General features: G+C 67.2%; 20 protein-coding genes and 1 pseudogene. 13 read left to right on the forward strand and 8 right to left on the reverse strand.

The features are described from left to right. Positions 1–11 precede the first annotated feature (11 nt). Together AC0KS4_RS27945 and AC0KS4_RS27950 are read left to right on the forward strand one after the other, a co-directional pair. Complete coding sequence (locus AC0KS4_RS27945) at positions 12–872, forward strand: NAD(P)-dependent oxidoreductase (protein WP_238955722.1); 861 nt, start codon at positions 12–14, stop codon at positions 870–872. Then, positions 872–1,309, forward strand: a complete 438-nt coding sequence (locus tag AC0KS4_RS27950) for a carboxymuconolactone decarboxylase family protein (RefSeq protein ID WP_067166340.1) — start codon at positions 872–874, stop codon at positions 1,307–1,309. The genes AC0KS4_RS27945 and AC0KS4_RS27950 overlap by 1 nt, the downstream gene beginning before the upstream one ends. Here the strand turns inward: AC0KS4_RS27950 and AC0KS4_RS27955 are convergent. Next, positions 1,306–4,639 (reverse strand): annotated as a pseudogene (locus AC0KS4_RS27955) (helix-turn-helix transcriptional regulator). The gene AC0KS4_RS27950 and the pseudogene AC0KS4_RS27955 overlap by 4 nt on opposite strands. A gap of 140 nt (positions 4,640–4,779) precedes the next feature. On the opposite strand from AC0KS4_RS27955, the gene AC0KS4_RS27960 reads away from it, so the two are divergent. Together AC0KS4_RS27960 and purD are read left to right on the forward strand one after the other, a co-directional pair. Beyond that, a complete protein-coding gene (locus tag AC0KS4_RS27960) occupies positions 4,780–5,964 on the forward strand; it encodes a serine hydrolase domain-containing protein (protein ID WP_238955723.1) in 1,185 nt (394 codons plus the stop codon). A 34-nt stretch (positions 5,965–5,998) separates the two neighbouring features. After that, the gene (gene purD / locus AC0KS4_RS27965; protein ID WP_225327870.1) at positions 5,999–7,267 is read left to right on the forward strand and encodes a phosphoribosylamine--glycine ligase; all 1,269 of its coding nucleotides are present in this window, start codon (positions 5,999–6,001) and stop codon (positions 7,265–7,267) included. A gap of 7 nt (positions 7,268–7,274) precedes the next feature. Here the strand turns inward: purD and AC0KS4_RS27970 are convergent, their stop codons facing one another. After that, positions 7,275–8,858: a gamma-glutamyltransferase family protein gene (locus AC0KS4_RS27970; protein WP_238955724.1), complete on the reverse strand. Its 1,584-nt coding sequence runs from the start codon at positions 8,856–8,858 to the stop codon at positions 7,275–7,277. A gap of 71 nt (positions 8,859–8,929) precedes the next feature. Beyond that, positions 8,930–9,847, reverse strand: coding sequence for an alpha/beta hydrolase-fold protein (locus AC0KS4_RS27975; protein WP_238955725.1), 918 nt, complete (start codon positions 9,845–9,847; stop codon positions 8,930–8,932). A gap of 73 nt (positions 9,848–9,920) precedes the next feature. Here AC0KS4_RS27975 and AC0KS4_RS27980 point away from each other — a divergent pair, with 73 nt between their 5' ends. After that, complete coding sequence (locus AC0KS4_RS27980; protein WP_425326345.1) at positions 9,921–10,538, forward strand: TetR/AcrR family transcriptional regulator; 618 nt, start codon at positions 9,921–9,923, stop codon at positions 10,536–10,538. On the opposite strand, the gene AC0KS4_RS27985 is transcribed toward AC0KS4_RS27980, so the two are convergent. Next, entirely contained in the window at positions 10,517–11,266 is a 750-nt protein-coding gene (locus tag AC0KS4_RS27985; protein ID WP_225327867.1) for a DUF429 domain-containing protein, read from the reverse strand. The two genes, AC0KS4_RS27980 and AC0KS4_RS27985, sit on opposite strands and share 22 nt — an antisense overlap. 91 nt (positions 11,267–11,357) lie before the next feature. Between AC0KS4_RS27985 and purB the strand changes: the two genes are divergently transcribed. Genes purB through AC0KS4_RS28000 form a run of 3 tightly spaced genes read left to right on the forward strand, consistent with a single transcriptional unit; the run spans position 11,358 to position 15,048 of the window. Further along, entirely contained in the window at positions 11,358–12,776 is a 1,419-nt protein-coding gene (gene purB, locus AC0KS4_RS27990; RefSeq protein ID WP_238955726.1) for an adenylosuccinate lyase, read from the forward strand. After that, the gene (locus AC0KS4_RS27995; protein ID WP_238955727.1) at positions 12,773–14,029 is read left to right on the forward strand and encodes a cytochrome P450; all 1,257 of its coding nucleotides are present in this window, start codon (positions 12,773–12,775) and stop codon (positions 14,027–14,029) included. Before purB ends, AC0KS4_RS27995 begins: the two co-directional genes overlap by 4 nt. Further along, the gene (locus tag AC0KS4_RS28000; RefSeq protein WP_225327864.1) at positions 14,026–15,048 is read left to right on the forward strand and encodes a tellurite resistance/C4-dicarboxylate transporter family protein; all 1,023 of its coding nucleotides are present in this window, start codon (positions 14,026–14,028) and stop codon (positions 15,046–15,048) included. The genes AC0KS4_RS27995 and AC0KS4_RS28000 overlap by 4 nt, the downstream gene beginning before the upstream one ends. On the opposite strand, the gene AC0KS4_RS28005 is transcribed toward AC0KS4_RS28000, so the two are convergent. Further along, the gene (locus AC0KS4_RS28005) at positions 15,013–15,633 is read right to left on the reverse strand and encodes a hypothetical protein (RefSeq protein WP_225327863.1); all 621 of its coding nucleotides are present in this window, start codon (positions 15,631–15,633) and stop codon (positions 15,013–15,015) included. The genes AC0KS4_RS28000 and AC0KS4_RS28005 overlap by 36 nt on opposite strands. Positions 15,634–15,685: 52 nt before the next feature. Here AC0KS4_RS28005 and AC0KS4_RS28010 point away from each other — a divergent pair, with 52 nt between their 5' ends. Continuing rightward, positions 15,686–16,576: a phosphoribosylaminoimidazolesuccinocarboxamide synthase gene (locus AC0KS4_RS28010; protein ID WP_225327862.1), complete on the forward strand. Its 891-nt coding sequence runs from the start codon at positions 15,686–15,688 to the stop codon at positions 16,574–16,576. Then, entirely contained in the window at positions 16,573–18,708 is a 2,136-nt protein-coding gene (locus tag AC0KS4_RS28015; RefSeq protein ID WP_238955728.1) for a S9 family peptidase, read from the forward strand. The genes AC0KS4_RS28010 and AC0KS4_RS28015 overlap by 4 nt, the downstream gene beginning before the upstream one ends. 26 nt (positions 18,709–18,734) lie before the next feature. Here the strand turns inward: AC0KS4_RS28015 and AC0KS4_RS28020 are convergent, their stop codons facing one another. Continuing rightward, positions 18,735–20,342 (reverse strand): DHA2 family efflux MFS transporter permease subunit, encoded by a 1,608-nt coding sequence (locus AC0KS4_RS28020; RefSeq protein WP_225327860.1) that lies wholly within the window; start codon positions 20,340–20,342, stop codon positions 18,735–18,737. 143 nt (positions 20,343–20,485) lie between these two features. Next, on the reverse strand, positions 20,486–22,105 hold the full coding sequence (locus tag AC0KS4_RS28025; RefSeq protein WP_238957269.1) for a DHA2 family efflux MFS transporter permease subunit: 1,620 nt from the start codon (positions 22,103–22,105) through the stop codon (positions 20,486–20,488). Positions 22,106–22,263: 158 nt separating this feature from the next. Here AC0KS4_RS28025 and AC0KS4_RS28030 point away from each other — a divergent pair, with 158 nt between their 5' ends. Further along, a complete protein-coding gene (locus AC0KS4_RS28030) occupies positions 22,264–22,968 on the forward strand; it encodes a DUF2334 domain-containing protein (protein WP_238955729.1) in 705 nt (234 codons plus the stop codon). 49 nt (positions 22,969–23,017) lie between these two features. Then, positions 23,018–24,685 carry an FAD-binding dehydrogenase gene (locus AC0KS4_RS28035; RefSeq protein WP_238955730.1) on the forward strand — a complete coding sequence of 556 codons (1,668 nt, stop codon included), beginning with the start codon at positions 23,018–23,020 and terminating at the stop codon, positions 24,683–24,685. Between the two features lie 13 nt (positions 24,686–24,698). Here the strand turns inward: AC0KS4_RS28035 and AC0KS4_RS28040 are convergent, their stop codons facing one another. Then, a complete protein-coding gene (locus AC0KS4_RS28040) occupies positions 24,699–25,337 on the reverse strand; it encodes an MBL fold metallo-hydrolase (protein WP_238955731.1) in 639 nt (212 codons plus the stop codon). Between AC0KS4_RS28040 and AC0KS4_RS28045 the strand changes: the two genes are divergently transcribed. After that, positions 25,314–26,048: an ATPase gene (locus tag AC0KS4_RS28045; protein WP_225327856.1), complete on the forward strand. Its 735-nt coding sequence runs from the start codon at positions 25,314–25,316 to the stop codon at positions 26,046–26,048. The genes AC0KS4_RS28040 and AC0KS4_RS28045 overlap by 24 nt on opposite strands. The last annotated feature ends 61 nt before the right edge of the window (positions 26,049–26,109 follow it).

Genomic DNA, 26,109 nt, shown 5'->3' on the forward strand with positions numbered 1-26,109 from the left:
AGGAGTGGCGCATGACTGAAGCGCTCAAGCTCGGCTACATCGGGCTGGGCAATATGGGCGCTCCGATGGCCACAAAGATGACCGAATGGCCAGGCGGGGTAACGGTTTTCGACATTCGGACCGAGGCGATGACGCCGTTGGCCGAAAAGGGCGCCGGCCTGGCCGACAGCGTGGCCGACATTGCCGTCGCCGCCGACATCATCCACATCACCGTCCTCAACGACGCTCAGGTGCGCAAGGTGGTTGGCGAGTTGGCGGCGCACGCCAAGCCCGGGACAGTCATCGCGATCCACTCGACCATCAGTGACACCACTGCCGTCGAACTCGCGGCCGAACTCAAACCGCAAGACATCCACATCGTCGACGCGCCCGTGAGCGGCGGGGCCGCCGCGGCGGCCAAAGGCGAACTCGCCACGATGGTGGGCGCCGAGCGCGAGGTCTACGAGAAGATCAAGCCGGCGTTCAAACACTGGGCGGCGATGGTCATCCACGCGGGCGAGCCGGGTGCGGGGACGCGAATGAAGCTGGCCCGCAACATGTTGACGTTCACCTCCTATGCCGCGGCGTGCGAGGCCATGAAGCTCGCCGAGGCGGCCGGGCTGGATCTGCAGGCGTTGGGCCGGGTGGTGCGGCACACCGACGCGCTCACCGGTGGCCCGGGCGCGATCATGGTGCGTGAGGACATGAAAGACCTTGAGCCGGACAACTTCCTGTACCAACCGTTCTTGCACACCCGGGGGCTGGGGGAGAAGGATCTGAGCCTGGCGCTGGCTCTGGGCGAGTCGGTGTCGGTCGATCTGCCGCTCGCGCAGTTGGCCTACGAGCGGTTGGCCGCGGGCCTCGGGGTGCCACACACGGAGAAAGAGGCGTAATGGACGAGCTGCGCAGCAAGGGTCTCGCGAAGATGAACGAGGTCTACGGCTGGGAGATGCCCAACATCGAAGGCGACGCGTACTTCGACCTGACAGTCGATCACCTGTTCGGCAGCATCTGGACCCGTCCGGGATTGTCGATGCGCGACAAGCGCATCATGACACTGACGGCCGTGACCGCGATCGGCAATCGCGACCTGGCCGAGATCCAGATCAACGCCGCGCTCCTCAACGGTGAACTTTCCGAGACCGAACTGAAGGAGATGGCCGTCTTCCTCACCCATTACCTGGGCTTCCCCTTGGGTTCGGCCCTCAACGGCGCGGTGGACGCCGTCGTGGCCAAGCGCAAGAAGGCCGCGGCAAAGGGCGCCGGAGAAGACAAGAAGGCGAACGTCGAGGGTGCGCTGAAGATGCACTCGGGCAATAAGGGCGATTAAGCGTGGCGTGAAGCCTCTTGGGCGAGCTGCACTCTCGAGCTGATAGCCAGTTTGGAGTAGACGTGGCCGAGATGTGCTTGCACGGTGCGCGCCGAAAGAAAGAGGCGCGCGGCGATGTCTTTGTTCGAGAGCCCCTCGCTGACCAGCCTCACTACGTTGAGTTCGGCGGGTGTCAGTGAATCCCAGCCCGTTGCCGGCCGCTTACGTTCGCCGCGACCGCGCTGTGCATAAGCGATCGCTTCGTCGATTGACAGCGACTCACCCTCGGTCCATGCGTCATGGAATTCGCCCTCGCCCATGACCTCCCGCAGTGCCGCCACCGACGCGGCATAGTCGGCGTCATAGATCTTGAAGCGGACCTGGCCGGTGCGGCGGCGAGATTCGGTCGCAGCTCCGAAAAGACGGGCGGCATGTTGGTTGGCGCCGACCCGTACCGCGATTATCGCGAGACACTCGAGCACGTCGGGAACGATCCGTTGACCCTCGAGCCTCTTAGCGCGCGTGAGCGCGTCGTGGGCATCGCGTTCAGCCTGATGTGAATCCCCCTGCGCGATCCCAACGCGCGCGCGTGCGGCCAGCGCCTGCATTTGGTGCAGGCCCGGAGCCACCGACACGGCGGCATCGGCCCAACGGCGGGCCGCGGTCAGATCTCCCCGCGCCAGCGCAACCTCCGCGAGCGGGATTACGTTCACGATTGCCAGTTCGGGCTGGACGCTCAGCAGCCGCCAGGCGGTCTCGCTGGCGCTGGCTGCCGCTTCCACGTCGCCCGCGGCGAGATTCGCGACAGCCAACGCCGCATAGCCAAATCCTTGGTTGAACTCGCCGAGGTCCGCGGCAGCTTCCACGCGCGCTTGCGGCCGCGCACGCATCGCTCGTTTGGCCGGCGTAGGACCGCATATGCCCCAGGGAGACGAGGCTGGACATCTTCCACGTTTCGTCGTGTGCCGCGTCCGATTCGGCCACCAAATCACGGAATTCCGCAATCGCACCGGTGATATCGCCGCCCCACCATTGCGCCAAGGCCACGCACCAGCGGCACATCCGGGAGGTGTACCCGTCACCGACCGCATCGGCGATTGCGCGGCCCTCTTCACCGGCCGCACGAGCCGCTATGGCGTCACCCTTCCCGGTGACTGCTGCGAACGCCTGAAAAGCGAGAATCTGGCTCAGGCTCCAGTCGTCACCCAGCTCGCGAGCCAGTCCCAGCGCCTCATCGAGGTAAGTCTTGGCGGCCTCTGCGTCGTAGGCGGTGAGGAGGCCGCACGCGAGGAGCGCGCGAACCAGTAAGGCGGGGTCATTGAGTTCACGGGCGATGGTCAGCGCCTCTAGGGCCGTGTCCACGCGGTCGTGGATGTTCTGTGCGGCGTCGAGGGCGGCACTGTCCGCCAGGGCCCGCGCGCGAACCGTGACCGGTACTCCACTCAGGTGCGGCTTGCCGCCGGCCAGCGCTGCGTCGAACCAGGCACGTCCTTCACGCACGCGGCCGCGGGTTAACCACAACGGCTGCAACGCCGACGCGAGCTGTATTGCGGTTACGGTTTCGCCGTTTTCCCGGCACCAGGCGAACGCGGCGCGCAGGTTGTCTATCTCGGTTTCGGCTTGCTCCACGCGGTGCTGATGGCCCGACCAGCCGGGCTCGTCGAGCATGGCGGCCATTGCGGAGTAGTGGTCGCGGTGGCGCCCGCGGACGGCGTCGGCTTCGCCGGACTCGCTGAGCTTTTCGAGCGCGTACTGGCGGACCGTCTCCAGCATTCGGTATCGGGTTCCGAGGTCGCCGTCCTCTGCCGCTATGAGCGATTTGTCGATGAGCAGCGTGAGCTGGTCGAGAATCTGATAGCTCTCGACATCGCTGTCACCGCAAACCGCTTGTGCCGCATCGAGGTCGAACCCGCCGTGGAACACCCCCGCCCGGCGGAACAGGACCCGTTCCGGTTCGGTCAACAGCGCGTGCGACCAGTCGACCGACGCCCGCAGCGTCTGCTGGCGGCGAACGGCCGTGCGTGCGCCGCCGGTCAGCAGGCGGAAGCGGTTGTGCAGGCTGTCGAGGATCTGCGTCAGCGACAGCGCGCGAACTCGCGCGGCCGCCAGCTCGATCGCCAAGGGCATGCCGTCCAGGCGCTCGCAGATCTCCGCCACCGCGGCCGAGTTATGCTCAGACACAACGAAATCAGGACGTACCTGGCGCGCGCGATCAGTGAACAATGCGATCGCCTCGTCCGTCAGCGACAAGGACGGCACCCCCCAGGCGACTTCGCCCGGCACCCGGAGCGGTTCACGGCTCGTGGCGAGAATATTCACCGCCGGGCACGCCCCCAGCAACGCAACGGTCAGCGAGGAACATGCCTCGATCAGGTGCTCACAGTTGTCCAAGACGATGAGGATGTGTCGCCCGGCGATCACGTGGGTCAGGGTGTCGATCGTCGAACGCCCCACTTGGTCGGGCAGTCCCAGCGCCCGCGTCACGGCGACCGGTACGACGGCGCGGTCGGTGATCGCTGCCAGATCGACGTACCACACGCCGTCCGCGAAATCGCTATCCATCCGGTCCGCGATCTGCACCGCTAGGCGCGTCTTGCCCACACCGCCCGCGCCGGTCAGCGTCACCAATCGGTTGCCCGCGACGATTTCGCGCACGGTCTTGATTTCGGCGTCGCGGCCGACGAAGCTCGTGAGCTGCACCGGAAGATGCTGCTTTCCAGTGCTTTTCGATGCGCGCAGTGGTGGGAAGTCGTTGCGCACCTCCGGATGGCACAGCTGGGTCACCCGTTCTGGGCGGGGCAAGTCCCGCAACTGGTGGGTGCCCAGATCGAGCAGCCACGCGTCGGCGGGAAGACCGTCGGCCAGCAGGTCACTCGTCGTGGCCGACAGGACCGTCTGGCCCCCGTGGGCGAGGTCGCGCAGCCGTGCGGTGCGGTTGATGGTGGGCCCCACGTAGTTTGCTTCGTCGCGCAATTGCACTTCGCCGGTGTGCAAACCGATCCGCAGGCTGATCGGGGCAAGCGGCGCGAGCTGAAGCCGCAGCGCGAACGCTGCGGCGTCGCTGGCACGGGCGAACGCCACGACGAAGCTGTCGCCCTCGCCCTGCTCCACGGGGCGCACCCCGCCGTGCTGGGCCACCAGATCCGATAGCGTGCGGTCCAGGCGCGCCACCGCGGCACCCATTTCTTCGGGCTGGGTCTGCCATAGCCGCGTCGACCCCTCGACGTCGGCCAGCAGCAACGTCACCGTTCCAGTCGGGAGCTCGCTTACGCCCAAATCACTCCACTTCAGAGGTTCCAGCGGCGGCGTTTCCGCACGTCGATCGGTGGTCTCAGTCATGTTAGCCAGCATGCGGCAATCGCAGGCAGCAAACATCAGCGCAATGGCCTAGAACGCGGCTTCGGCGCCGTGCCCCGGATCTAGGCCGGTTGGCGAATGTTGTTCACCGCGATCCGCCCCATAGTGGGTCCACCGGACTCAAGGAGGTACCAATGGCAAGCCGAACTCTCATCGACGCCCACTTCACCACGGGTGTCCTGCACGGGCACTACGACAGTCGCTTCGAGGACCTCGTCGCCGGGCTGGCCGACGAGGTCAGCACCGGCGGCGAGCTCGGCGCGGCCATAGCCATCGACATCGACGGCGAACTGGTCGTCGACATCTGGGGCGGACACGCCGACAGGGCGAAAACCCGCGAATGGTCGCAAGACACCATCGTCAATGTCTTTTCGAGCACCAAGAACGTGACCGCGCTGGCCGCGCTGACACTCATCGACCGCGGGCTGCTCGACCCCTTCGCCCCGGTCGCGAAGTACTGGCCCGAGTTCGCCGCCAACGGCAAGGAGCAGGTCGAAGTGCGGCACGTCCTCAGCCACACCTCCGGAGTGTCCGGCTGGGAGATGCCGTTTCGCCTCGAGGACGTCTACGACTGGCAGAAATCCACGTCGCGACTGGCCGCCCAAGCCCCGTGGTGGCAACCCGGCACCGCGTCCGGCTATCACGCCGTGACCAGTGGCCACCTGATTGGCGAGATCGTGCGGCGGATCACCGGAAAGACACTGAAAAACTTCGTGCGTGACGAGATCGCCGAACCGTTGGGTTCCGACTTTCAGATTGGAGCGGTGCCCGAAGACGACGCCCGCATCGCGGAGCTGGTCCCGCCACCACCGCTGGATGTTCCACTCGACGCGGTGCCCCATGACCATCCGATGTACAAGACATTCGCCGCCGTGCCGCCCACTCCGGAATCCGCGCTGGCGGCCGAGACCACGGCGTGGCGCCGCGCGGACATCGGCTCGGCCAATGGTCACGGCAACGCTCGGTCGTTGGTCCGCACCCTTTCGCCAATCTCGTTGGGTGGCAGCGTCAATGGAACGCGGCTACTGAACCCGGACACCATCGACCTGATCTTTCAAGAACATGCCAACGGGACCGACCTGGTCCTGGCCATGCCGGCGCGGTGGGGCCTGGGGTTCGCGCTGCCCCACCCCGAAGCGGTGCCGGACATGCCCGACGGGAAGGTCTGCTATTGGGGCGGCTGGGGCGGGTCGATGGTGGTCATGAATCCCGACCGCCGTGCCACCTTCGCCTATGTGATGAACAAGATGGGACAGGTCACCTCGGCGGGAACCGAGCGCACCCGCAAGTACACGCGACTCATCTACCAGGCCTTGTAGGAGTCGCTCCTGCGCCCGGCTAGTCTGACCTGTCGTGCGCGTCCTGGTGATTGGTTCCGGTGCCCGTGAGCATGCGTTGCTGCTGGCGCTTCGCAAAGACCCGCAGGTCACCGGGCTGGCGATCGCCCCCGGCAACGCCGGCACCGCCCGGTTGGCCGAGCAGCACGACGTCGATGTCACCGCGGCGGAGGATGTCGTCGCCCTGGCGCGCGAGGTCCGCGCCGACCTGGTGGTCATCGGTCCCGAGGTGCCGCTGGTCCTCGGGGTGGCCGACGCGTTGCGGTCCGCCGGCATCGTCTGCTTCGGCCCCGGCAAGGACGCCGCCCGCATCGAAGGCTCCAAGGCGTTCGCCAAAGAGGTCATGGCCGCGGCCGGTGTGCGCACCGCGACCACTGAAATCGTCGACAGCCCCGCACTTTTGGACGCAGCGCTGGATCGCTTCGGTCCGCCTGTCGGGGATGCCGCCTGGGTGGTGAAGGACGACCGCCTGGCCGCCGGCAAGGGTGTCGTGGTGACCGCGGATCGCGGTGCGGCGCGAGCGCACGCCGCGGGACTGCTCGAGGCCGGCCACCCGGTGCTGCTGGAGTCGTACCTGGATGGCCCCGAGGTGTCACTGTTCTGCGTCGTCGACGGCGAGACCGTGGTGCCGCTGCTGCCGGCTCAGGACTTCAAGCGCGTCGGCGACGGCGACAACGGACCCAACACCGGCGGCATGGGCGCCTACGCGCCGGTCCCGTGGCTTCCCGACGAGGTCTATCGCGACATTGTCAGCAACATCGTCGAACCCGTTGCGGCCGAGATGGTTGCGCGTGACTGCCCGTTCAGCGGATTGCTGTACGCCGGGCTCGCGATCACCGCAAGCGGGCCGGCCGTGGTCGAATTCAACTGCCGCTTCGGCGATCCCGAGACGCAGGCGGTGCTGGCGCTGCTGGAATCACCGCTCGGGCAGCTCCTGTACGCGGCGGGCAGCGGCACGTTGGCGGAATTCGGCGAGCTGCGCTGGCACGACGGTGCCGCGGTGACGGTGGTGCTGGCGGCGGAGAACTATCCCGGCCGTCCTCGGGTGGGCGACGTCATCGTCGGCTCGGAGGCCGACGGTGTGCTGCACGCCGGAACCTCGCGGCGCGACGACGGCGAAATCGTCTCCTCGGGTGGTCGCGTGCTGTCGGTGGTGGGAACCGGCGCCGACCTCGCGGCCGCGCGGACCAAAGCGTATGACGTGCTTCGTTCGATTCGCCTGCCTGGCAGCCATTTCCGCAGCGACATCGCCCAATCGGCTGCCGAAGGCCAGATCCGCGTCTAGAAAGCGACTAGAACGCAGCCGCTTGCCCGTCGCGGCGCGGATCGCTGGCCGCAAGGTAGCCACCATCGAGTCGCCAGATCGCCTGGCAGCTGCCGAATTGGTTGTAGTCGTCGACGGCAACCAGGTCGTGTCCGCGCTGGCGCAACTCGTCGAGCGTTGCAGCCGGGAAACCTGTTTCGCAGCTGACCTGCATCCCCTCGACCCACCGGAACCGCGGACCGTCACACGCCGCCTGCGGATTCTGTCCGTGGTCGGCGATGCGGACCATCACCTGCACATGTCCCTGCGGCTGCATCATTCCGCCCATCACCCCGAAGCTCATGACCGGGGCCCCGTCCTTGGTCACGAAGGCCGGAATGATGGTGTGGAATGGGCGCTTGTTCGGGCCCACCACGTTCGGATGGCCTTGGCTCGCAGCGAAATTCGCCCCACGGTTTTGCAGCGAGATGCCGGTGCCCGGCACCACCACGCCGGAACCGAATCCCATGTAATTCGACTGGATCATCGACACCATCACCCCTGCGGCGTCGGCCGCGGTCAGATAGACGGTCCCGCCCGTCGGGGCGCCCGCGGACGCGGGCTTCGCCCGTGCGCGGTCGATCAGTGCGGCACGCTGCGCCAGGTACTCCTTGTCCAGCAGGCGTTCCGGCTTCAGCGGCATGTGCTCGATGTCGGCGACGTACGCCTGGGCGTCGGCGAACGCCAGCTTCACCGCCTCGATCTGGAGGTGCACGCTGTCGGCGGAATCGGGCGGCAACGACGCCATGTCGAAGTGCTCCAGGATGCCCAGGGCGATCAGCGCGACGATCCCCTGACCGTTGGGCGGAATCTCGTGCACGGTGTAGCCGCGGTAGCCGCCGTCGACCGTGCCCACCCAGTCCGCACGGTGAGCCGCGAGGTCGCTGGCCCGCATGACACCGCCGTTGGCCGACGCGTGCGCCTCGAGTTTGGCGGCCAGTTCCCCGCGGTAAAACGCCTCGCCGTTGGTGGCGGCGATCGCCTCGAGCGTGGCCGCGTGATCGGGCAGGCTGAACCGCTCGCCAGGTTTCGGCGCCCGCCCGCCGGGCAGAAACGCCTCGCCGAAACCCGGCTGCCTCGCAAACAGCGGCATTTGGGCCGCCCACTGCTCAGCCACCGTAGGCGAAACCAGAAAGCCGTTGCGGCCGTAGGAGATCGCGGGTTCGAAGAGCCGCTCGAACGGCAGCTTACCGAACTTGGCATGCAGTTCGGTCCATCCCGACACCGCGCCCGGCACGGTCACCGAATTCCAACCGAAGAGGGGAACGGGTTCTCCGCCAAAGTATTCCGGGGTCCACCCCGCCGGGGAGCGGCCCGATGCGTTCAGCCCGTGCAATTGCTTGCCGTCCCACACGATGGCAAAGGCGTCCGAGCCAATGCCGTTGGAAACCGGCTCCACGATCGTCAACGTGATGGCCGTGGCGATCGCCGCGTCGACCGCGCTGCCACCCTCGGCGAGCATCCGCAGGCCCGCTTGGGCGGCGAGCGGTTGCGATGTGCACACAACGTTTTCCGCCAGGATGGGCCGGCGGGGCCAGGCGTAGGGGAGGTTCCAGTCGAACGGTGCGGTCATCTCCGCGAGCGTAACGCCATGGCGATTTCCAACGGGCTTCTTCGCCGTGGCGTTACGCTCGCGGCCGAAGATCACGCCGTCAGCAGCGGTGCCATCCAGGTCAGCTCGGCCGGCAACTGCGAGCTCCAGAACGCCCCGTCGTGCCCACCGGGGGAGAAACCGCCCGCCGGCGGATGAGGCAGTTGCGCAATGAACTGCTTTGTCGCGCTGTAAAACGGGTCGCTGTCGCCGCAGTCGATCCGGATGGGGATCGACGCCAGCGCCGGCATCCCGAACACCGAGTTGGCGGCGAAGTCGTCCGGGCCGTCGAAAGCTCCCGGTGCTGCCGCGCCCGACGACATCCACAGCGCGGGGCTCACCGCGCAGATCGCGGCGGTGCGTCCGGCCCCCAGCCGGCCGCCGAGCAGCAGCGCGCCGTAGCCGCCCATCGACCAGCCCAAAAACGCCACCCGCGAGGTGTCCAAATTCTGGTTGCCCAGCATGGGGATGAGCTCGTCGAGCACCATCGCCCCGCTGTCCTCGCCGGAAGCTCGCTTGTGCCAATAGCTGCCGCCGCCGTCGACCGCGACCACCGCGAACGGCGGCAGTCCGGCGTCGACGGCCTGTGCCAGACCGTGTTCGACCCCGCCGGCCATCACGGTGGACGCGTCGCTGCCCTTGCCGTGCAGCGCGATCACGGGTCGCAGCGGCTTCGTCTGGCCCGGCGGACGCGCGATGGCCCAATTCGTGTTCACCCCGCCACGCGCGGCGGAGACGAAGGAACCGGTCACCATGGTGGGCGCGGCCGCCGCCGGGGGAGCCGGATCGCGAGGTGCGCTCGGTGGCGGCGCCAAAGGCACCTGGGTGCCCGCCGCGGACGCCGGCGCGGCGTGAGATGTCCGAGGCTGTAACAGAATGTCGAGCCCGTAAGCGCCGGCGGCGCCGAGGGCCGCGCCGGCGCCGAGGCCGAGCACGGCGCGGCGGCTCAAGTCGGGCATGCGGGCCATCATGCCATGTTCGATCGGCGGGCCGTTTGGCCGAAATGGCAATGCAGTACCACTTTGACTGGCACGATGGCTACTCGTGACTGCAGCGGTTACTCCGAAAGGAGAACGTCGACGGTACGCGCTCATCAGCGCCGCCGCCGAGCTGCTCGCTGAGGGCGGGTTCGAAGCGGTGCGCCACCGGGCGGTCGCCAGTCGGGCCGGATTGCCGTTGGCGTCCACCACCTATTACTTCTCCTCCCTCGACGATCTGATCGCCCGCGCGGTCGAGCACATCGCGATGATCGAGGTGGCGCAGCTTCGGTCGCGGGTCACCGCGTTGTCCCGGCGGCGACGCGGACCGGAGACCATCGCCGAGGTGCTGGCGGACCTGCTCGTCGGGGACGTGTCCGGCCCGGGACTCACCGAGCAGCTGATCTCGCGCTATGAGCGGCACATCGCGTGCACCCGCCTGCCCGCGTTGCAAGAAACCATGCGACGCAGCCTGCGTCAGCGCGCCGAGGCCGTCGCGGAGGCCATCGAGCGTTCCGGCCGCTCGGTGCACATCGAACTGGTGTGCACGCTGATCTGCGCGGTAGACGGGTCGGTGGTGTCGGCCCTGGTGGAGGGCCGGGATCCGCGCGCGGCGGCGCAGGGGGCGGTGGTCGATCTCATCGAGGTGCTCGCCCCCATCGATCAGCGCCCCGTGCAGATCTGATCCGGCAGCGACGGCGTCACGATGCACCCGGTGTCGACGTCGCCGTAGATCGTCACAAGGCCGGGGCAGCGCTGCGCGTACAGCGCCACGTAGGCACAGACGACGGCATCGACCGGATCCTCGGCGCGGCGCAGTTCGCTTTTGCGTTGCGCGCCCGCGACGGCCGCCCGCAGCGCGAGCCAGCCTTCGTGGCCGGCGACGCGCAGGGGTATCGGGGCCTGCGCGAGTCGTTCGAGCCCGTCCATCAGCAACAACAGCTCGGATTTGAGCCGGTCGACGCTACGGCCCGGCTTGGCCTTGTACTTCAGGGTCCGCTCCAACCGGAACAGCGCGACCGTCGCCGCATGCGGGTAGACCTCGATGGCCCGACGCGGCGCCGCCGAGCGCGGATCCGGATCGAGGCCCAGCGCCGCGGCCAGGCGCGCGCCGCGCGGGCCGTCGGCGAATTCGGGTTTCCCGGTGTTGCAGGGGTGGGTGCCGGCCTCGAACCTGCGGAAGTCGCGGTTGAGCGCGGTCTCGGCGGGACGCTGACCCGTGGGGTTGTTCACCACCAACGGCGCGTCGAAGGCGACCAGGCAATCCCCCCGCACGTAGGGCTGCAACGCGGCCAGGATCTCGTCGTCGTCGCGGACCGCGCCCACGCTCACCAGATCACCACCGGAGTCGACGACGGCGACACCGGTCGGGTTACGACCCGCCCAGGCGAGGTCGACGCCGGCGAAGTACATCGTCAAAGTGTGCCGCGAGACTGTAGCTAGCGACACCGTCACTCGGGAAACGCGTTGCCAGCTGCAGTCTCGCGGTGGCTAAGCTGACCGAGTGAGCATTCCGAACGTGCTGGCCGCCCGGTACGCCAGTGCCGAGATGGTCGCGATCTGGTCGCCCGAGGCCAAGATCGTCGCGGAGCGGCGGCTGTGGCTCGCGGTGCTGCGCGCACAGGCGGAGTTGGGCGTCGCGGTGCCGCCCGAAGCGATCGCCGACTACGAGCGGGTGCTCGAGGACGTCGACCTGGCGTCGATCGCGGACCGGGAACGCGTCCTGCGCCATGACGTCAAAGCCCGCATCGAGGAATTCAACGCGCTGGCCGGTCACGAGCATGTGCACAAGGGCATGACCAGTCGCGATCTGACCGAGAACGTGGAGCAGCTGCAGATCCGGCGTTCGCTGGAGCTGGTCTTCGCGCACGGGGTGGCGGTCGCGGCGCGGCTCGCCGAGCGGGCCGTGGCCTATCGCGACCTGGTGATGGCCGGACGCAGCCACAATGTCGCCGCCCAGGCCACCACCCTCGGCAAGAGGTTCGCCTCGGCGGCGCAGGAGACGCTGATCGCGTTGACCAGGCTGCGCGAGCTGATCGACCGCTACCCGTTGCGCGGGATCAAGGGACCGATGGGCACGTCGCAGGACATGCTCGACCTGCTGGACGGCGACACCGCCAAGCTCGCCGAGCTCGAGCGGCGCATCGCCCAATTCTTGGGCTTTGCAACGGTTTTGACCAGTGTCGGGCAGGTGTATCCGAGATCGCTGGACCACGACGTGATTTCGGCGCTGGTGCAGCTGGGCGCGGGACCATCCTCGCTGGCGCACACCATCCGGCTGATGGCCGGCCACGACCTGGTCACCGAGGGGTTCGCCCCTGGGCAGGTCGGCTCGTCGGCGATGCCGCACAAGATGAACACCCGCAGCTGCGAGCGGATCAACGGCCTGCAGGTGGTGCTGCGCGGCTACGCCTCGATGGCGGCCGAACTGGCCGGCGCGCAGTGGAACGAGGGCGACGTGTTCTGCTCGGTGGTGCGCCGAGTCGCGTTGCCGGACAGCTTCTTTGCCGTCGACGGGCAGATCGAGACGCTGCTGACGGTGCTCGACGAGTTCGGCGCTTACCCGGCGGTGATCCAGCGTGAGCTGGACCGCTATCTGCCGTTCCTGGCCACCACCAAGGTGCTGATGGCCGCGGTGCGCGCCGGAATGGGCCGTGAAGCGGCGCATCACGTGATCCGCGAACACGCGGTCGCGACGGCGCTGGCCATGCGGGAACGCGGGGCCGAGCCCGATCTGCTGGATCGGCTGGCGGCCGACGAGCGGCTGCCGCTGGACCGGGCGGCCCTGGACGCCGCGCTGGCGGACAAGCAGGCGTTCACGGGCGCCGCCGGTGACCAGGTCGACGAGGTGGCGGCGGTGGTGGACGCGCTGGTGAGCCGCTACCCGGACGCCGCCAAGTACGTCCCGGGTGCGATCCTGTGACCCTGGCCGGCGCACTTTCGGGGATCGATTTCACCGATCTCGACAACTTCGCCGACGGATTCCCGCACGACCTGTTCGCCATCCATCGGCGCGAGGCGCCGGTGTATTGGCACCCGCCGACCGACAACACCCCGGACAACGAGGGCTTCTGGTCGGTTGCCACCTACGCGGAAACGCTTGAGGTTCTCAAGGATCCGGTGACGTACTCGTCGGTCACCGGCGGCGAACGGCCTTACGGCGGCACCCTGTTACAGGACCTGGCGATCGCCGGGCAGGTGCTCAACATGATGGACGACCCGCGGCATTCGCAGATCCGGCGACTGGTCAGCTCCGGGCTGACTCCGCGGATGATCCGATTGGTCGAAGACGATCTGCGAAGCAGGGCGCGCCGGCTGCTGGACTCGGTGGTGCCGGGTGAGCCGTTCGACTTCCTGGTCGACATCGCCGCCGAGCTGCCGATGCAGATGATCTGCATCCTGCTGGGAGTCCCTGAATCCGAACGGCATTGGTTGTTCGAGGCGATCGAGCCGCAGTTCGATTTCGGTGGTTCGCGCAAGGCTGCGCTTTCACAGCTATCGGTGGAAGAGGCCGGGTCGCGCATGTATGACTACGGTCAGCAGTTGATCGCGTCCAAGCGTGAGAACCCGACCGATGACATGTTGTCGGTCGTGGCGAACGCGATGCTCGACGATTCGGAGGGGCGCGACGCGTCGGCCCTTTCCGACCTCGAGCTGTACCTGTTTTTCAGCCTGCTGTTCAGCGCCGGCGCGGAGACCACCCGCAATGCGGTCGCGGGCGGGCTGCTGGCGCTGGCCAACCATCCGTCGCAATTGCGTTCTCTGCGTCGGGATCTGGGCACGCTGCCCACCGCCGTCGAGGAGATGGTGCGGTGGACCTCACCCTCGCCCTCGAAGCGGCGCACAGCCACCCGCGACGTCACGCTGGGCGGCCAGCACATCGAGGTCGGCCAGAAAATACAGATCTGGGAGGGCTCGGCGAATCGCGACGCCAGCGTGTTCGACAACGCCGACGCATTCGACATCACCCGGAAACCCAACCCGCATCTGGGATTCGGCCAGGGCGTGCACTATTGTCTGGGCGCCAACCTGGCCCGGCTGGAGCTGCGGGTGCTGTTCGAGGAGTTGCTCTCCCGGTTCGGTGCGGTGAGGGTGGTCCGGCCGGTCGAATGGGCCCGCAGCAACCGGCATACCGGCATTCGGCACCTCGTCGTGGAGCTACGCGAAGAACAGTGACGATCCGGTTCGCCGATATCGAGCCCTCACCCGATGTGTTCGCTGCGGTGATGGCGACGGGCATCTTGTCGATCGGTGCGAAAAATCATGGGTACCGGTTGATCAGCGACACGATGGGTGTCATCGCCACCCTGGGTCTGGTCTTGCTGGTCGCCCTCGTCGTCGCGAAGGGCTGCGCCACCGGACACAAGCTGCGCTGGGATCTGAGCGATCCCGACGTCACCCTGCGGATGATCACCTTCGTCGCCGCCTGTGCGGTGATCGACACGCGCCTGTCGTCGAATGTGTGGGTGGCGCGGGTGCTCGGCGCGGTAGGGCTGGCGTCCTGGCTGGTGCTGATCCTGCTGAGCGCGCGAAACATGTTGGCGCATCGCTGGTCCGAGCTGCGCGACCGTGCCCACGGCGCCTGGCAGCTGGGCAGCGTCGGAACATCGGGTCTGGCGATCGTGATCGCGCGGGCGGCCTATCACACCGGTCATCACTGGTGGCTCGCGGTGGCCGTGGCCGCCTGGCTGGCGGCGCTGTGCATATACGGACTGATGACCTGGCTGACCATGTGGCGCGTGGTCAACGAACGACAGGACCGCGACGGCTTCGAACCGGACACCTGGATCCTGATGGGCGGCATGGCGATTGCGACGCTGGCCGGCGACAACATCCACGCCGTGGCTCCCGCCTGGCTGGCCGGCCCGGTGCGCGCGGTCACCATCGTGACCTGGGTGACGGCCACCCTGTGGATACCGCCGCTGATCTACTTCGCCCTGCACCGCATCAGGCGGCATCCCAACATGCTGCGATTTGCCGGCGTGTGGTGGGCGTTCGTGTTTCCGTTGGGCATGTATTCGGCGGCCAGCTTCGCCATGGCGATCGAGATCGGTCAGCGCTGGCTGCAGACCGTCTCGCTGGTGTTCTTCTGGGATGCGTTGGCGGCCTGGCTCATTGTGGTCGCCGCGGGGCTGCTCCTCTTGTCGCGTGCGCTGCTGTTAAACCCCGCGGATCGCGATACCCGCCGAGCGTAGTTCGAGCGCGGCCAGGGCCCCGATGGTGACCGGGTCCTCGCGACGCCACCCACCGACCGGATCGGCGCTGACGGCGACCAGCTTGCGGGGCGGGCGATTGGTCAGCGCGCGCAGCGCGAGCAATTGCGCCCCGGCCGGGGTTGCGGCCAATGCGGTCACCGTCAGCTTGCGCCGAAAGAAGCGAATCCGCAGAAACAGCCACGGGATCACCGCGACGAGGATCGGGAGCGCCACGACCGCCATCGCCAGCAGCACCGCGAGCCAGCTCGCCGCGGTGTCCAGATCGTGGCCCGCGCCCGCGATGTCCAGCGCGGCCTGGCTGGCGGAGTTGAGCGGCTTGCTGACCGTGTCGCCCACCACCGGGATGTGCTGGGCGCCGTGGCCGGCGGATGCGAGGTTGCCGGCGATGCCGTCCGCCCCGCTCTCGACCTGCCGGCCGGCGTCGGCGATGGTCGCGATGGCGTCGTAAACCGCCAGGCCGACGAGAAGCCACAGCGCTGTCCACACGACGACGGCGAAGTCGCTGAACAGCTGGGCGGCCAGCCGGCCGGGCCTGGTGGAGTAGGGCAGAAACCGCGGTGTCATAGCCCCGATCCCAGCACAAGCCGCGCCGTCAGGTGCCCGATAGGCTGACCGGATGCCTGCACTGTCCGACTACCAGCATCTGGCCAGCGGCAAGGTCCGTGAGCTGTATCGCGTCGACGACGAACACCTCCTGTTGGTCGCCACCGACCGCATCTCGGCGTACGACTTCGTCCTGGACAGCACCATCCCGGACAAGGGCCGCATCCTGACCGCGATGAGCGTCTTCTTCTTCGGTCTCGTCGACTCCCCCAATCACCTGGCCGGACCACCGGACGACCCACGCATCCCCGACGAGGTCCTGGGCCGGGCGCTGGTGGTGCGGCGTCTGGAGATGTTTCCGGTCGAATGCGTGGCGCGCGGTTACCTGACCGGCTCGGGGCTCCTGGACTACCAGGCGACCGGCAAGGTCTGCGGCATCACCTTGCCCCCGGGACTGGCCGAAGCCAGCCGGTTCGCCGAACCGCTGTTCACCCCCGCGACCAAAGCCGCGTTGGGGGACCACGACGAAAACGTCTCGTTCGCCCGCGTGATCGAGATGGTGGGCGGGGTGCGCGCCAACCAGCTGCGCGACCGCACGTTGCGGATCTACGTTCAGGCCGCCGACCATGCGCTGCGGAAAGGAATCATCATCGCGGACACCAAGTTCGAATTCGGCACCGACCGCGACGGAAACCTGTTGCTGGCCGACGAAATCTTCACCCCGGACTCGTCACGGTACTGGCCGGCCGACGAGTACCAGGTCGGCGTGGTCCAGAACAGTTTCGACAAACAGTTCGTCCGTAACTGGCTCACCAGCCCCGAGTCCGGCTGGGACCGCCACGGCACACAACCCCCGCCGCCGCTCCCGGGCGACATCATCGAAGCGACCCGCGCCCGCTATATCGAGGCCTACGAACGCATTTCCGGCTTGAGCTTCGGCGACTGGATCGGCCCGGCCGCATGACCGAGCCGCACCTCGCCGGGTCCGTACCACCCGTCGCCAAGCGGGTGGACAGCCGGCGCGAACACCACGGTGACGTCTTCATCGACCCCTATGAGTGGCTACGCGAAAAGACGAACCCCGATGTCATCGCCTACCTCGAGGCGGAGAACAGCTACGTCGACGAGATGACCGCCCACCTCGAACCGTTGCGGCAACAGATCTTCGACGAGATCAAGGCGCGCACCAAGGAAACCGACCTGTCGGTACCGACGCGGCAGGGCCAGTGGTGGTACTACGCCCGCACGTTCGAAGGCAAGCAGTACCGCGTCCAGTGCCGTTGTCCGGTACGTGATCCCGATGACTGGGACCCGCCGACCTTGGACGAGAACACCGACATTCCGGGCGAACAGATCTTGCTCGATTCGAACGTCGAGGCCGAGGGGCACGAGTTCTTCTCCCTGGGCGCCGCAACCGTCAGCCTCGACGGACACCTGCTGGCATACTCGGTCGACACGCTCGGCGATGAGCGCTATACGTTGCGGTTCAAGGATTTACGCACCGGCGAGCTTTATCCGGACGAGATCGCCGACATCGGGGCGGGCGCGACCTGGGCCGCCGACAACCGCACCGTGTACTACCTCACCCTGGACGCGGCCCATCGCCCCGACAAGGTATGGCGGTATCGGGTGGGCTCCGGTGAGGAATCGGAGCTGGTGTATCACGAAGCCGACGAAAAGTTCTGGCTCGGCGTGGGACTCACCCGAAGCGAGGCCTACGTCTTCATCGCCTCGGGCTCGTCGATCACCTCCGAATTCCGCTACGCCGACGCCGCCGATCCGCGCGCGCAGTTCACCGTCGTGCTGCCGCGCCGCGAAGGTGTCGAGTATTCGGTCGAGCATGCGGTCGTCGGCGGGCAGGACCGGTTCTTGATCCTGCACAACGACGGGGCGGTCAACTTCACGCTGACCGAGGCGCCGGTCGGCGATCCCACGCAGCAGCGCACGCTCATCCCCCACCGCGACGATGTCCGGCTCGACGGGGTGGACGCCTTCGCCGGCCACCTCGTGGTCAGCTATCGGCGTGAGGCGCTGCCCCGGCTTGCGCTGTGGCGCATCAACTCGGACGGGACATATGCAGAGCCTGAAGAGGTTTCGTTCGACTCCGAACTGATGTCGGCCGGTCCGGCCGGCAACCCGAATTGGGGCGCCCCCAAGCTGCGGATCCGGGCGGGGTCTCTCGTCATTCCGGCGCGGGTCTACGACATCGACTTCGTCACCGGCGAACGCACCCTACTGCGCGAGCAACCCGTGCTCGGGGATTATCGCTCGGAGGATTACGTCGAACGCCGCGATTGGGCGGTCGCCGAGGACGGCGCCCGGATCCCCGTTTCGGTCGTGCACCGCGCAGGAATCGAATTCCCGGCGCCTGCATTGGTTTACGGCTACGGTGCCTACGAGATCTGCACCGATCCGAGTTTTTCCATCGCCCGGTTGTCGCTCTTGGATCGAGGAATGGTGTTCGCGATCGCCCACGTCCGCGGCGGCGGCGAAATGGGCCGGCTGTGGTACGAGCACGGCAAGCTCTTGGAAAAGAAGAACACCTTCACCGACTTCGTCGCGGTGGCAAGGCATCTGGTGGATTCCGGAATCACCCGCCCGCGCCGGCTGGTGGCGTTGGGGGGCAGTGCGGGTGGCCTGTTGATGGGGGCGGTGGCCAACCTGGCGCCGGAACTCTTTGCCGGCATCCTCGCGCAGGTGCCCTTCGTCGACCCGCTGACCACCATCTTGGATTCCTCCTTGCCGCTGACCGTCACCGAGTGGGACGAATGGGGAAACCCGTTGGCGGACAAGGATGTTTATTCCTACATGAAGTCCTATTCCCCGTATGAAAATGTCGAGGCGAAGCCTTATCCGGCGATACTGGCGATGACGTCGCTGAACGACACGCGGGTCTACTACGTGGAACCCGCGAAATGGGTTGCCGCGCTGCGACACGTCAACGCGAATGGGAGCCCCGTCCTGCTGAAGACGCAAATGAACGCCGGGCATGGCGGCGTCAGCGGTCGCTACAAGGGGTGGGAGGAAGCCGCCTTCCAGTATGCGTGGCTGTTGGCCACCGCCGACGGCGACCGTTATGGCGGCCGGGACGGCTAGCTCGAGGATCAGCCGCGGGCCGGGCGCTAGTCGCCGACGGGCGGGGTTGCCAGCTTCCTGGGCAGGAAGGATGCCGGGATGGTGGTGAACGCCACCAACACGACCGCCAGCACGAACACCGTCGCATAGGCGTGCGCCAAGTGGTGCGACACGTGGCCGGCCAGATCGGGCGTAATCGTCTGGCGCGGGAGGGCCGACGGGTCAAGTCCCCGCTTCCCGGCGTCCGGGCGCGCCCCGAGCATCTCGTTGGCCGCCATCAGGGCCTCGTTGCGATTGAACTGATTGGTCAGGATCACCGCCATGAGGGCGGCCCCGATCGACCCGCCTACCTGCTGATTCACACTGATCAACGTCGTCCCCCGGGCCACCTGACGCGGGGTCAGCGACTGCATGAGCGCCGCGGAAAGCGGCGTGGTGGTCAAGCCGGCGCCCAGCCCCATGATCGCGAGCCCGGACACCAAGACCGGCGAGTACTCGGCCTGCGTGGCGACGCCGTAGGTGAAGACCCCCAGACCCGCTGCCATCAGGGGCAGGCCGATCAGCACGATGTTGCCGGGACCGTGCTTGTCCATGAAGGCCCCGCCGATCGGCATGGTCAATACGGCACCGATCCCGATCGGCAGCATGTGCAACCCGGACTGCATCGGCGTCTCGTGGCTGACGATCTGAAAGTAACTCGGGACCAGCAGGCCCACGCCGACCGAGGCGGCCCCGAACACCAGCATCGTCACGTTGACCTGCGTGACCACGGGGTTGCGGAACAGCCGCAGGTCGATGAGGGGGTGATCGGTGCGATACCAGGCGTGCACGATGAACGCGGCGATCAACGCCAGGCCGAGCAGCGCCGGCCCTAGCACATACGGGTCGGTGATCGTGTGCCGCCCCGGGATGGAGCACACCCCGCACAGGAAGATCGCCACGCCGGGTGACAGCAACAGCGCGCCGGTGATGTCGAGGGCCTCCGACGGGGCCGAGCGATCCTTCGCGAACATGATCGCCGCCAGCGCAAACGCGGTCAGTCCGATCGGCAGGTTGATCAGGAAGATCCACTTCCAGCCATAGGCGCCGATCAGCCATCCCCCCAGGATGGGCCCGCCGATCGGGCCGAGAAGGATCGGGATTCCCCCCACCGCCATGAGGCGGCCGACCCGTTTGGGTCCCGCCTCACGCGTCAAGATGACGAAGCTGAGCGGCAGCAGCATGCCGCCGCCAACCCCTTGCACCACGCGAAACAAGATGAGCAGCAATATGTTCGGAGCCACCGCGCACAGCAGCGAGCCCAGGGTGAAGATCAGGACCGACCCCATGAACAACCGTTTGGTGCCGAACCGATCCGCCGCCCATCCGGTGACCGGGATCACGGTCGCAAACGCGAGCATGTAGCCGGCGATGGTCCACGAGACGACGGCCTGACTCGACCCGAATTGATCGATGAAGGTGCGTTGCGCGACGGCGACGACGGTGCTGTCCAGGACGGCCATGATGCAGGCCAGGCCGCAGACTCCGGCGATCCGGAACAGTGCTGCGTCGAGCTTGTCCGGGTAGTCGTCAGAACGCAGCGATGGTCCCGCGGCGGTGGGCAACGGGACACTGAGAGCTGCAGAACGGGTGTTCTCCATGGCGCCGCTGAGCATATCTATACGGCTAGCCCTGCTGAGGCGTTTTCACTCGTATTCGCCGGTATTCCCATGCGTGTAATTCGTGCTGCACAGCAGCGGCGCGGACGGCCATTTAAAGCGAAAAATCGGCCCGGGGTCGACTAGCAGGCGTGATTGTCTTATTCGCCGGCAGTTTCGCTTGCCGGCTTTTTCGGCAGAAACGACGCCGGAATTACCGTGCAAACCACCAGTATGACGGCAATCACGAATACCGCGGTATACGCCTGGGAAAGATCGTGCACCACATTCCCCCAAAAATCTGGCGCAAGCGCCTGCCGGGGCATTGCGGATTGGTCGACCGGCACCCCGTCGACGGCCGCTCGCTGATCCAGGGCGGCAACCTTGTTTGCCGCGACGATGTATTGGCTCCGATTGAACTGATTCGTCAGGACCATCGACATCAGCGCGGTTCCCATCGAGCCGCCCACTTGATGGCTGACGCTCATCAAGGTCGTTCCCCGGGCGATTTGGTGCGGGGCCAGCGCCTGCACCGACGCGACGGACAACGGCATCATGGTGCAGCCCATACCCAGGCCGGTGACCGCCAGCGCCACCAGCAGCACGGGGAGATAGTGGGCCTGCCTGGCCACTCCCAACGCGAAAGCTCCCAGGCCGACCGTGATCAGCGCAATGCCGACCAGCACGATCTTGCCCGGCCCCTGTCTGTCCACCAGCGGTCCGGTCAGCCGCATGGTCAGCATGGCGCCGAGCCCCTGCGGGATCAAGTGCACGCCCGCCTGCATGGGCGATTGGTGCAGCACCTGCTGGAAGTAACTGGGAAGCAGCAGGCCGGCGCCGAAAAATGCGCCGGCGAAGACCAGCATCGTCACGTTGGCGTGGGTCAGCACCGGATTGCGGAAGAGCCGCAGATCTATCAGGGGATGATCGACGCGATGCCAGGCGTGCGCGACGAACCCCGCGATCAACGCCAGTCCGATCGTCGCCGGGATCACCACATGGCGGTCCGCGACGGTGCCGCGGCCCGGGATGGACGACACCGCGAACAGGAACATCGCCAGGCCGGGGGAGAGCAGCAGCACGCCGACGGCGTCGAAGGTTTCCGACCGGGCCGGATGATCCCGCGGGAACACGATCGCCGCGAGGACAATGGTGAGCAGCCCGATCGGCACATTGATCAGGAAGATCCACCGCCAGCTCGACGTGTCGATCAGCCAACCGCCCAGAATCGGGCCGCCGATCGGGGCGAGCAGCATCGGGATGCTCAAGATCGACATCAGGCGGCCGAGCCGCCCGGGGCCTGCCTCACGGGTCAAGATCATGAACCCCAACGGCAGCAGCATGCCGCCACCGACACCCTGCACCACGCGAAAGATGATGAGCTGCAAGATGTTTGCGGCAATCGCGCACAGCAGTGAGCCCAGCATGAATGCCAGCACCGAGCCCATGAACAGCCGCTTGGTGCCGAACCGGTCGGCGGCCCACCCGGTTATCGGGATCACGGTCGCCAAGGCGAGCGTGTAGCCCGTCATCGTCCAGGCCACGACCGCCTGAGAGGACGAGAACTGGTCGATGAACGTGCGCTGCGCGACGCTGACCACCGTCACATCCAGGATCGCCATCACCGTGGCCAAGATGCACACACCGGAGATCCGCAACAGCGCGGCGTCCAACTTGTCGGGATACTCCCGTTCGTCGGCGCCAGGCTGCCCGGCGGGGGCATGGGGCAGCGGCGCTTTGGCCGCTGCGTAGGAGGCCTCGTCCATCGCGTTGCTTAGCATATCGAACAGTTCGTTTCCGCCGACGTTGCCGGCCCTTTGCTGGACCGCCCCGATACGCCGGTCGCCGAGGTAAGTCATCGCGCTCAGGTGAGCGCATATACGCCTGCTGTCTGCGTGTCCTTCACTATTCCGACACTTGCGGTCGGCAAACTGCTGGTGTGTCTGGAAAATTGATCGTCTCGGTCTCGGGGATTTGCGAACGCACCCTGCCCGACGTGGAGGCGTTCTGCGCGCAAATGGATGCCCGCACTGTTCCGGTGTCGCTACTCGTGGCTCCCCGCCTGTCCGGGGACTACCGGCTCGACAGCGACCCGAAAACCGTTGACTGGCTGACCGCCCGCCGCGCCGGTGGCGACGCGATCGTGCTGCACGGCTACGACGATGCCCTCATCAGGAAGCGTCGCGGTGAGTTCGCGATCTTGCGGGCGCATGAGGCCAATCTGCGATTGACGGCCGCCGACCGGATTCTCGAGCACCTCGGGCTGCGCACCCGATTGTTCGCGTCGCCCAGCTGCGTGGTCTCGCCGGGCGTGGTCAAAGCATTGCCGGCGAACGGATTTCGCATGCTGGCCGATCTGCACGGGATCACCGACCTGGTGCGGCACACCACCGTGCGCGCGCGGGTCCTCGGCATCGGCGAAGGCGTTCTCACCGAGCCGTGGTGGTGTCGCACGGTCGTGCTGTCGGCCGAGCGGATCGCCCGGCGCGACGGTGTGGTGCGGGTGGCCGTCGCCGCTCGTCACCTCCGCAAACCCGGGCCGCTGCAGGCGATGCTGGACGCGGTCGACCTGGCGTTGATGCACAACTGCACACCGACGGTGTACCGCTGGCGTCACGACAAGGCCTTGCTCGATGCCGCCTGACCGATCGACTGCCTGACCTGCTGTCCGGGGGGCACTACCCTGGACCGACATGAGCGATTCTTCGGTTGCGGGGTTCGGCGCTGATGCCATCGTCGTCGGGGCGGGGCTGTCCGGCCTGGTCGCCGCCTGCGAACTGGTGGATCGCGGCTTGCGGGTGCTGATCCTCGACCAGGAGAACAGCGCCAACCTGGGCGGGCAGGCGTTCTGGTCCTTCGGCGGCCTGTTCTTCGTCGACAGCCCCGAGCAGCGCCGGTTGGGAATCCGCGACAGCCACGAGCTTGCGCTGCAGGACTGGCTCGGTACGGCGGCGTTCGACCGCCCCGAGGACTACTGGCCGCGCCAATGGGCGCACGCCTACGTCGATTTCGCCGCCGGGGAGAAGCGCAGCTGGCTGCGTTCCCGGGGGCTCAAGCTTTTCCCGTTGGTGGGCTGGGCCGAGCGCGGCGGGTATGACGCGCAGGGACACGGCAATTCGGTTCCCCGCTTCCACATCACCTGGGGTACCGGGCCCGCGCTCGTCGAGATCTTCGCCCGTCAATTGCGGGATCGCTCCACGGTGCGCTTCGTCCACCGCCATCAGGTCGACGAGTTGATAGTCGAGGGTGACGCGGTGACGGGCGTCCGGGGGACGGTGCTGGAGCCCTCGGCCGCGCCGCGGGGAGTCGCTTCGTCTCGAAAAGCGGTCGGAGAGTTCGAGTTCCGCGCTTCCGCGGTGATCGTGACCAGTGGTGGCATCGGCGGCAACCACGAGCTGGTGCGCAAGAATTGGCCGAAGCGGATGGGCCGCGTGCCCGAGCAATTGCTCAGCGGCGTGCCGGCCCACGTCGACGGCAGGATGATCGGCATCACGCAGCGGGCCGGCGCACGGGTGATCAACCCGGACCGGATGTGGCACTACACCGAGGGCATCACCAATTACGACCCGATCTGGCCGCTGCACGGGATTCGCATCATTCCGGGCCCGTCGTCGCTGTGGCTGGACGCGAACGGCAAGCGGTTGCCGGTCCCGCTCTATCCCGGGTTCGATACCCTCGGCACACTCGAGTACATCACAAAATCCGGGTTCGATTACACCTGGTTCGTGTTGAACGCCAAGATCATTGAGAAGGAGTTCGCGCTTTCCGGTCAGGAGCAGAATCCGGATCTGACCGGACAGAGCGTGCGCGAGCTGCTACGGAACCGGGCGCGCTCCGGGCCGCCGGGACCGGTGCAGGCGTTCGTCGATCGGGGCGTGGACTTCGTCAGTGCCGATTCGTTGCGCGACCTGGTGACCGCGATGAACAAGCTGCCCGACGTGCAACCGCTGGACTACGCCACGGTGGAGGCCGAAGTCACCGCCCGCGACCGGGAGGTCGCCAACAGGTTCAGCAAGGATGGTCAGATCACCGCGATCCGCGCCGCCCGCGGCTATCTGGGCGACCGGCTGGGCCGGGTCGTGGCGCCGCACCGGTTGACCGATCCGAAGGCGGGACCGATGATCGCGGTCAAGCTGCACATCCTGACGAGAAAGACGTTGGGCGGCATCGAAACCGACCTTGCCGCACGGGTGTTGACGTCCGACGGCACGCCGCTCGCCGGGTTGTACGCCGCCGGCGAGGCAGCCGGGTTCGGCGGGGGCGGTGTGCACGGCTATCGCGCGTTGGAGGGCACGTTCTTGGGCGGATGCATCTTCTCGGGCCGCGCGGCCGGCCGCGGCGCCGCCGACGACATCACGTAACCGGCTGCTCGCGCTAGAAGGTGACGGCGTCCTCTTCGGGCAGCACCTGAAAGTCGGTGCTGGTCATCTCGGTGAGCCGGCCGTAGTAGATGCCACGCGCATCCGGGGCGATGATGCCCTGGTGAATGGGGACGGCGCGCGCGGGCGCCACCGCGCGCAGGTAGTCGACCGCTTCGGAAACCTTCATCCACGGGGCCGCCGCCGGGGTGGCCAAAACGTCCACCGGCTCGTCGGGCACGAACAGCGCGTCGCCGGGATGCATCAACCGGGCACGATGCTCGGCATCGCCCACGAGAAACGAAATGTTCTCGATCACAGGGATTTCCGGGTGGATGACGGCGTGCTTGCCGCCCACGGCCCGAACGGTCAGCTCGCCGATCTGCAGTTCGTCACCGACATGCACCTCGCGGCAGGGCGCGCCCAGTTGCGCCGCGGTCTGCGCGTCGGCGTACAGCGCCGCATCCGGGTTACCCTCGAGCAGTGCCGGCAACCGGTTTCCGTCGACGTGGTCGGGGTGCTGATGCGTGATCAAGATGGCGGTTAAGCCGGTGATTCCTTCGAAACCGTGGGCGAAAATACCGGGATCAAACAGCACGCGTGTCTGGTCGAACTCGGCAAGTAGGCACGAATGACCGAAATGCGTCAGTTGCATATCTACGATTGTGCCTTGATGGACAAGCTGCCGCTGCGCGTAATCCTGGCCATGATGCTGGTCGCCGGCAGCTTCGCGGTCGCCCTGGTCGTCGTCGTCCCAGCGCACGGCGAGCCCGAGACCTGCCCCGCCATGTGCGACCGGATCCCGAACACCGCGTGGATCGATCAGCGTGCCGTGCCCCTGGACGCGGTGTACCACTGGCCCGCGCTCGCCGGTCAGGCGGTACAGACGACCGGCTCGGCGCCCGGCCCCCGTTTTCGGTTCGAGGAGCTGTGCGCCACGCCGGCCACCGCCCGGGACCCCCGCGACTCGGCGGTCTCCGCCCGCTCGACGGTTCAACATCCGGACGGCCAGTGGCAGCTGCAGGCCCAAATCCTGCATTGGCGCGGTGATACGGCCCGCGGCGGCGAGATCGCGGCCGCGGCCTTCCGTGGCGCCGTCGCCGCGTTGCGGAGTTGCCAGCAGGGTGCGCCGCAGCAATCGCCGTCGCTGACCAGCGACGAAACCAACCGCGTGGCCGCCGTGATCAGCGGCCCGGTGGTGATGCACACCTACCTCTTCGCGCACCCGTCCAGCAGCACGATCAGCGAGGTCACGCTCTGGTCCTCGGCGCCGCCGCAGGCGCCCTGGCCGACGATGGCGGACGACCCGGTGCTGGGCGCCATGAGCGCGCCGCTGTGCGAGGCCTACATAGCCTCGTGCCCGTGACGGCGAGCTGCGGTTTCGCCGGTAGAGTTGGCGGCGAAACGCCAACTGAGGAGGAGCGCCG

The sequence above is a fragment of the Mycobacterium sp. NTMscope_MAC_12 genome, assembly GCF_976985675.1.

Excerpts from the sequence above, each read along its gene's own strand:
- AC0KS4_RS27945 (WP_238955722.1), top strand. The coding sequence starts at position 12 with ATGACTGAAGCGCTCAAGCTCGGCTACATCGGGCTGGGCAATATGGGC.
- AC0KS4_RS27960 (WP_238955723.1), top strand. The coding sequence starts at position 4,780 with ATGGCAAGCCGAACTCTCATCGACGCCCACTTCACCACGGGTGTCCTG.
- AC0KS4_RS27950 (WP_067166340.1), top strand. The coding sequence starts at position 872 with ATGGACGAGCTGCGCAGCAAGGGTCTCGCGAAGATGAACGAGGTCTAC.
- AC0KS4_RS27970 (WP_238955724.1), bottom strand. The coding sequence starts at position 8,858 with ATGACCGCACCGTTCGACTGGAACCTCCCCTACGCCTGGCCCCGCCGG.
- AC0KS4_RS28045 (WP_225327856.1), top strand. The coding sequence starts at position 25,314 with ATGACCGAAATGCGTCAGTTGCATATCTACGATTGTGCCTTGATGGAC.
- AC0KS4_RS28020 (WP_225327860.1), bottom strand. The coding sequence starts at position 20,342 with ATGCTCAGCGGCGCCATGGAGAACACCCGTTCTGCAGCTCTCAGTGTC.
- AC0KS4_RS28040 (WP_238955731.1), bottom strand. The coding sequence starts at position 25,337 with ATGCAACTGACGCATTTCGGTCATTCGTGCCTACTTGCCGAGTTCGAC.
- AC0KS4_RS28010 (WP_225327862.1), top strand. The coding sequence starts at position 15,686 with ATGCCTGCACTGTCCGACTACCAGCATCTGGCCAGCGGCAAGGTCCGT.
- AC0KS4_RS27985 (WP_225327867.1), bottom strand. The coding sequence starts at position 11,266 with ATGTACTTCGCCGGCGTCGACCTCGCCTGGGCGGGTCGTAACCCGACC.
- AC0KS4_RS28015 (WP_238955728.1), top strand. The coding sequence starts at position 16,573 with ATGACCGAGCCGCACCTCGCCGGGTCCGTACCACCCGTCGCCAAGCGG.
- AC0KS4_RS27975 (WP_238955725.1), bottom strand. The coding sequence starts at position 9,847 with ATGATGGCCCGCATGCCCGACTTGAGCCGCCGCGCCGTGCTCGGCCTC.
- AC0KS4_RS28025 (WP_238957269.1), bottom strand. The coding sequence starts at position 22,105 with ATGCTAAGCAACGCGATGGACGAGGCCTCCTACGCAGCGGCCAAAGCG.
- AC0KS4_RS28035 (WP_238955730.1), top strand. The coding sequence starts at position 23,018 with ATGAGCGATTCTTCGGTTGCGGGGTTCGGCGCTGATGCCATCGTCGTC.
- AC0KS4_RS28005 (WP_225327863.1), bottom strand. The coding sequence starts at position 15,633 with ATGACACCGCGGTTTCTGCCCTACTCCACCAGGCCCGGCCGGCTGGCC.